The following is a 376-nucleotide window of genomic DNA, read 5'->3' on the forward strand; positions in this document are numbered from 1 at the left end:
GGTGGTCGACGGCGCGGGGCAGCCGGTGCCGTCCGGAGTTGAGGGGGAGCTGTACACCACCGGCCTGGGTCTCGCCCACGGCTACCTGGGGGACTCGGAGCGGACGGCTGCGGCCTTCGTCGCAGTGCCCTGGCTCGACGGCGAACGCGCCTACGCCACCGGCGACATCGTCTGCTGGGACGCGACCGGAGAGCTGGTGTTCCGGGGCCGCCGGGACCGTCAGGTCAAGGTCCGCGGCCACCGTGTGGAGCTCGCCGCGATCGAGTCCCAGCTCAGGTCCTGGCCCGGCGTGGTGGATGTGGACGTGAGCGCCGTCGGCGAGGACCACACCGATCGGGCCATCCTGGCCTCGGTGGTGGGGCCGGACCGCGTCGCC

1 protein-coding gene is annotated in these 376 nt (G+C 73.7%); it reads left to right on the plus strand.

What is annotated here, in order from left to right; all coding sequences use genetic code 11:
- Positions 1-376 (plus strand): hypothetical protein (locus tag ACLWS4_RS37830; RefSeq protein ID WP_416876547.1); only part of this gene is annotated, 376 nt, incomplete at both ends.

The sequence above is a fragment of the Kitasatospora sp. SC0581 genome (assembly GCF_048159585.1).
Classification (GTDB): Bacteria; Actinomycetota; Actinomycetes; order Streptomycetales; family Streptomycetaceae; genus Kitasatospora.